The sequence below is a fragment of the Herbaspirillum sp. C7C2 genome (assembly GCF_022627865.1).
Taxonomy (GTDB): domain Bacteria; phylum Pseudomonadota; class Gammaproteobacteria; order Burkholderiales; family Burkholderiaceae_D; genus Herbaspirillum; species Herbaspirillum frisingense.
This window is the reverse complement of sequence record NZ_JABXGI010000090.1, coordinates 1-251: the sequence shown is the minus strand read 5'-3', so window position 1 is coordinate 251 and position 251 is coordinate 1. Positions and strand designations below refer to the sequence as shown.

Below are 251 nucleotides of genomic sequence, written 5' to 3'. Positions count from 1 at the left end.
CGTACCCGGAGGTCGACAGCATCAAGGGCCTCGGCAAGGCCCTCGAGAAGGACGGCGGCGTCGTCCGCTACTTCAACGGTGCCGCGTACATGACCTACCTGGAGCAGTCCGGGATCCTGCCGAAGAAGGTGCTCGACGGCAGCTACGACGGCACGCCGTCGAAGTTCGTGTCCGCAGGCGGCAAGGACGCCCAGCAGGGCTTCGCGACCGCCGAGCCGTACATCTACCAGAACCAGGTCGCGGCCTGGGGC

Annotated in this window: 1 protein-coding gene; it reads left to right on the top strand. The window is 67.3% G+C overall.

The genetic code is table 11. From position 1 onward, the window contains the following. Positions 1–251: hypothetical protein (locus tag HWE04_RS24360; protein ID WP_241813943.1), on the top strand; the 251-nt coding region annotated here is incomplete at both ends.